This window comes from Edaphobacter sp. (assembly GCF_035532915.1).
Classification (GTDB): Bacteria; Acidobacteriota; Terriglobia; order Terriglobales; family Acidobacteriaceae; genus Edaphobacter.
Genome location: NZ_DATKQC010000389.1, coordinates 1 through 5,259, shown reverse-complemented (window position 1 = coordinate 5,259; position 5,259 = coordinate 1). Strand labels below are relative to the sequence as shown.

Genomic DNA, 5,259 nt, shown 5'->3' with positions numbered 1-5,259 from the left:
GCCTCTTTGGCAACCGACTCGGTCTTCGAGCCAGTCTCCGGCTTCTTATTATTTTTCGTCTTGTTGCGCGCCTCTTCCTGCGCTGCCTTGGCTGCCGCAGCCATTTCCTCTTTGGCACGTCCGAGAGTGTTCTTCAATTCCAGGTGACTGGCGACAAAGCTGACGATGGCATCCGGCAGTTGCGCGTCAAGTTCGGCGGCGGTTCCGGTGAAGCTCATGGGTGTAGTGAGGGCAGCGTTTTCACCGTCCGCCAACTTCTTGGGCAGCACATTGACCCGGATCTGATCTTCTTCAAGTGAAGTGACCGTCAAGAGGACGGACCTCTGGCGGAGGAGTGGAACGAGTTGTTGAAACATGGCATCTCCAATGGGTGTGTGATTGAAAAACTGGGAAAGGGTGGCTGATCGTTTATTAAGCTGCCAGTTGCAGTCGGCGATTGCGTCTTCGGGCCTTCGTCCACATTTCGGGATCGATCGGCAGAGCACTCATCCGCCCGGTCTCGGCGTTGAAGAAAGCTCCGTGATGGTGCAGCTTTCCATAGCGGAAGAGCCGCGCCAGCATGGCGAGTGCGCTCGATGCAAGGGTCTGATTGATGAACGGCTCCTGCCGATCGAGAGCTTCGACGGCAGAGCAACTCGGCAAAGGATCTTCGGCGGCTGCCGCATCGACGATCTCGGGATACAACTCACTGACCGTGCGCAGGCGGGTGGCAACGCGTCGATTTCGTGAGTTCAGCGGCTGCCCGAGTACATACTGGCCGCTCGCGGCGTTATTGCCAATATCGAGCCAATAGGTCGTTTCCTGCCGTGTGACTTCCTGGTCAATGGCTTTCCGCGCAGCGCGGGTGTCGACGCAGCCAATGAGCAAATCCGGAACCTCGCCATGCGATCGACGCAGTGTGCGTTCGCCGAAATAGCACGGTTCCGCCGACCACCTCGTGCCCCAGAACATGTTGATCCGGTTGACGAGCACGGTTGCTTTGTTCAGGCCAATGTCCGCAGTCGAGAACGGCTGACGGACACAATTGGTCGCAGACACAGTATCGGCATCCATGATCGAGACCTGGAGTCCGTAAGGATGCCCCCACACTCGCATCGCCTGATCGAGATACGGCAGGCCCATAAGAATGGCGCTGCCGGTTCCGCCTGCACCGACGACCAGCACGCGGACGGGTCGGCGGCCAAGCAGCCCCGATGGCAGCAAGTGCTCGATGCGCATCTCAATTCCTTTCTTCGCGCACGAATTGCGCGAGTGTTTGGGGGAGGACGATCAAGGTCTCGATCGGAAACAATTTCCGCTTTCCGGTCAGGCTGCTCCAAAGTCCCTCAAAGCCGCCCGTGTGGCGGGTAAGGCGACCAACATTGGCATGGGTAAAGGCGCTCTCGTAGAAGCCTCGTTCCCAGTCGGATATGACAGCGACGGATGCGCTCTCTGGCCTCCGCATCGATCCCAGGCAGACTGCGCCGTTGTCGGAGAGGTTCCAGTAGGGCGCGACCGCGAGTTTCGTTTCAGCCACGGGGCGCTTGTTCTCCGCGAGAGCGCGGATTCTCAATTGGCCGTCAGCGACCCGCCAGACTAAAGGAGGCTGAGGAAAAATGCGCCCGTTCAAGTCCGCCGCCTTTCCCTCGGAATGCTGATAGAACATCTGGCGTCGCTGTGCCGGCGTCCACCAGGCGATCATGCGATCGCTCTTGGCGAGGATGTTTTCTGGGAACACTTCGGCAGCAGCTCCGCCTCCAAGAGAGCGGACCAGCGACTCGATGAACGCTACCGTGAGTGGTTGTGCCGGGCCGAGAGTCGGTGCCGCATTCTGCTGCGGAGTAACCTCGTGCTTCGTGATAAAGGTTGTCCGGTTCCCGTGGTAAACCAACAACGCCTCACGCAGCTCGAACCGATGGTTCTCCCCGATTGCTATCTGAACCTGCATGTTCCTTCCCCCATTCCTCCAGATCCTCAACCAACCCGAATAGTTCCGCGTTGAATGCAACGAAGCGCTCGATTATACGAAGTGCGTGCTGCACTTCGTCCGCCTTCTTCGGCGAGAAAACAACACAGACCGTCGGCTCCGAGGAGCCTTCGAGCATGTACTGCCCCTCCTCATCAAAGCAGGCGGCAACGGCGTCCCTTTCCTTGAAGGCAACGAGCAACGATGGGAGCGGCGGGCCGTCGTAATAGCGGTCTTCGAGAGGCTCCCGGGACTCTTTCAGATGCAGCCGCGAGAGTTGTTGCATTTTCCTCAAACGATCGAACCAGGCACGGTAGGGGCCATTGCCATGGGTGCGGAGCAGGCGGCGACCTTCAATCGTCGACCGCTGTTTCAGTGTCCTTTGAATGCACGCTGGAAGGGCCTTCTCTACCTCTGGAAATTCATATTGGCTGCGGTTTTGCTCGTCGTCCTCGTTGGCACACTCGATCAGCCTCTCCTCATACATGAGTGCGTCGTTGTGATCGTAGATCCGCATCACGCGGTAGAGGGCATGGATCAGCGACCAATAGAACGCTGCTCCCAGTCCCTCTGCTTGTTCCTCGATCGCACCGAGTGCCGGACCGATCTTGAAATACCCTGCACTGCCGCATTCGATTGTGATGGCCAGATGCCCATTGCTTAGAGCCGGGCCGTATCCATCCCGTTCCAGGACGTCGCTCACTTCCAGGTGATATTCGACGTTGCGATGCAACAGGTCGCCGCGCTCGGCTCCAATCCCGGCCATGATGCTGTGTCGTGCGAAAGCGACTGCGTTGCCTCCGCATCGCTGCCACGTGTCAGGTGAGCCCAGACCCGCCTTCACCAGGGCGGCGCCCAACTCGTAAAGCAACTCCGCGTTGACTTCGTGGTTGTATTCGGTCGCCACGGTGGCAAGTGTGGGAAGGGCCTGTCCGAATGAAGGTGCAAGTGTTGCTACCCCAAGGGCGGAAGCAGTTCCGACGGTGGGCGGAGCGGCACGCCCTCTGCGCCCACGAAGCGATTCATTGCTTCCCGAACGGCGCTGGCGAGAAGTATCGATTCTTTGCATTGCAGATGCCTCACGAGTAATTTGTTCGCCTCCGGAGGTGGTGCAGCCGCCTTCATCGCGAACAACGCCACCAGTTCCTCTCGTGTCATCTCGGGCCGAGCCATGACCTAGCCCTTCGAACCGATGGCTCGCGAGAAGGAGTACCGGAGACTCGTTCCCGTGTCCTCCGGACCCGTTAGTGTGGCAGTGGCAATTTCAGGGTAAGACGGCGTGAGCAGGTCTCTGATTTGCTCGATACTCATCCTCGGATCCGGGTCGGGGATACGCGATCCGTTGAAGGTAAATTCCCGAGGCAAACTACTGATTTTCAGGGTTGTGGTCATGGTGATGTTCTCCAGAATGATTGTGGATTGGTAGAGGCAGCGAACCTCATGGTTCAGCGTTAGACGAGAGCGCAGAGGCAAGAGGTTGATGGATCGTAAGATTTGCAACCTGTCCGACGGTTTGGTACATGATTGTGTAATGCCCGCGACAAAGCGAGCGACCGCTCCGGTTAGGAGCAGCCGCTGGTTCCGCCGCAATTCGCGCACTTGTGGCAGGTGCCATTGCGCACCATCATGGATCCGCAAGTGGCGCAAAGCGGTCCATCGGATAAGGCATCGCTATCGAGAAGAGGTTGCGGAATGCAGGGGGGAGCCTGCATAGGCTCCGGCTCAGCATTGCCGCAGGTCTCCGCCGTCGTCACAAATAGCGTTAGCTGTATTCCTGAGAGGAAGCGCAGCTCTACCCACCGGAAGAGGTAGTCCATGATCGACTTGGCATAGCCCATCTCCTGGTTGCCAGTCCAACCCGAAGGCTCAAACCGGGTATGTGACAGCTTGTCGCAGAGCACCTTAAGAGGAACTCCGTGCTGGAGGCTCACGGATACCACGGTGCCGAAGCATTCCATCAACCCGGCGATGGTCGAACCCGCCTTTGCCATCCGGATGAATATTTCACCCGGTTGGCCGTTGGGATAGAGTCCCACGGTGAGGTAGCCTTCATGCCCAGCGATCGAGAAATGATGGGTAATCGCCGAGCGCTCGTTTGGCAGGCGATGGCGGTTGGCAGCCGGAGGGCCGGAGAGGTCTTCCTGCTGTGCGGAAGGTTTTTTCGCTTCCGGTGCAGAGGCGCTGACGGGCTGTGAAGTCTTCGGACCATCGCCTTTGGCATCCTGAATCAGGGCCTCGTGGCTGTGCGATACCAGGGTATCGAAGGGAGCAACATCGCCTTCTGTGAGTTCGTTCGCGGAGCTAAGCCGGGTTGCGGTTTGTGTGGGGATGCTGGGCATATGGGTACCTCCCTTGCAGGGCAGCTTGCAGATATTTCCCCGGCTACATGACGTTCGGCGGCGTTATGGCCTCAGCAATCTACCCGAATGCAGAGTTGTAATGCGGGTCTGAAATTCAGTCAAATCGACGGCTGGGAGGCGGAGTTTGGCGGCTTAGATAGCCTCTGACCTTCTTTAATTCTGACGGTCGGAGCATCAAGACATGCCTGTATCGACCGAAGAACAGGTCGACTCGCTAGTCGACGTTGATCAGGATCTTCGTCTTGCCGTCTCTACTGATCCAGTGTTTCTCGCCGCCGTGGTCGTGGTGCGGTAATCCAATCTCAACATAATCGCCGCGCTTCTTGATCTCGTAGATCAGCCTTCCATTCCGCGCTCTGAGTACAAGCGCCTGAGAAGGATTTGCGAGGCACCATTGGTAGGCCAAACGCTGCCAGTCGTTCAATGAGGACCGATGCGTTCGGGCAAACTCTGTCAACGAAACATCACGTCCCACCAGATAGTTTCGGCCAGCCTCGAGCGCTCTATTCCAATCCCCATAATGGGGATCCTCACCATTCCGGTACTCGTTCGCCTGCTGGGCGATCATGTAAGAACAGGGCTGGTGCATGAGTTGAAAGTTGATGCACTCACGTGAGCCCTTTTCGTTTGGCGGGCTCCATATGGTGCGATCGAGATAATCCAAGAAGGGAAGATGCGCAGCATCGGTGGTCCACTCCTGCACTTTAGGAGAATTGAAAAACAGAGGGATGGCGGTTCTGCCGGTGGACATAAGTATCTCCGGGCACATGAGCCTCGGATAAGCGGCACAGGCTCACGTGCGATGGTTGCTGATTGCCTGGGCTAGACAACGCGCAGGTGAAAGAACCGCTTGATCTCCGCTCCATCCACGGTCCCGCCGTTGGCGACATGCTGCTTGATGGCGCTGTTGGAGGGTTCGCGGCTCTTTACAGCAGCCTGGAGGGCCTTGACCAG

At 57.9% G+C, this 5,259-nt stretch carries 7 protein-coding genes; all 7 read right to left on the bottom strand.

Annotated elements, in window-relative coordinates; genetic code table 11:
* A partial coding sequence (locus VMU57_RS18610; protein ID WP_325386171.1) for a PRTRC system protein E occupies positions 1–356 on the bottom strand: 356 nt, incomplete at its 3' end.
* 55 nt (positions 357–411) lie between these two features.
* Positions 412–1,218, bottom strand: a complete 807-nt coding sequence (locus VMU57_RS18605; RefSeq protein ID WP_325386169.1) for a PRTRC system ThiF family protein — start codon at positions 1,216–1,218, stop codon at positions 412–414.
* 1 nt (position 1,219) lies between these two features.
* On the bottom strand, positions 1,220–1,927 hold the full coding sequence (locus VMU57_RS18600; RefSeq protein WP_325386167.1) for a PRTRC system protein B: 708 nt from the start codon (positions 1,925–1,927) through the stop codon (positions 1,220–1,222).
* Positions 1,878–3,014, bottom strand: coding sequence for a hypothetical protein (locus tag VMU57_RS18595; protein WP_325386165.1), 1,137 nt, complete (start codon positions 3,012–3,014; stop codon positions 1,878–1,880). Before VMU57_RS18595 ends, VMU57_RS18600 begins: the two co-directional genes overlap by 50 nt.
* A 107-nt stretch (positions 3,015–3,121) precedes the next feature.
* Positions 3,122–3,337: a PRTRC system protein C gene (locus tag VMU57_RS23170; protein ID WP_414648683.1), complete on the bottom strand. Its 216-nt coding sequence runs from the start codon at positions 3,335–3,337 to the stop codon at positions 3,122–3,124.
* 170 nt (positions 3,338–3,507) lie between these two features.
* A complete protein-coding gene (locus VMU57_RS18590; RefSeq protein WP_325386163.1) occupies positions 3,508–4,284 on the bottom strand; it encodes a hypothetical protein in 777 nt (258 codons plus the stop codon).
* 235 nt (positions 4,285–4,519) lie between these two features.
* The gene (locus VMU57_RS18585; protein ID WP_325386161.1) at positions 4,520–5,056 is read right to left on the bottom strand and encodes a hypothetical protein; all 537 of its coding nucleotides are present in this window, start codon (positions 5,054–5,056) and stop codon (positions 4,520–4,522) included.
* Between the last annotated feature and the right edge of the window lie 203 nt (positions 5,057–5,259).

Bases quoted from the DNA above. Each gene is read 5' to 3' on its own strand.
- VMU57_RS18605 (WP_325386169.1), bottom strand. From the start codon at position 1,218: ATGCGCATCGAGCACTTGCTGCCATCGGGGCTGCTTGGCCGCCGACCC.
- VMU57_RS18600 (WP_325386167.1), bottom strand. From the start codon at position 1,927: ATGCAGGTTCAGATAGCAATCGGGGAGAACCATCGGTTCGAGCTGCGT.
- VMU57_RS18595 (WP_325386165.1), bottom strand. From the start codon at position 3,014: ATGCAAAGAATCGATACTTCTCGCCAGCGCCGTTCGGGAAGCAATGAA.
- VMU57_RS23170 (WP_414648683.1), bottom strand. From the start codon at position 3,337: ATGACCACAACCCTGAAAATCAGTAGTTTGCCTCGGGAATTTACCTTC.
- VMU57_RS18590 (WP_325386163.1), bottom strand. From the start codon at position 4,284: ATGCCCAGCATCCCCACACAAACCGCAACCCGGCTTAGCTCCGCGAAC.
- VMU57_RS18585 (WP_325386161.1), bottom strand. From the start codon at position 5,056: ATGTCCACCGGCAGAACCGCCATCCCTCTGTTTTTCAATTCTCCTAAA.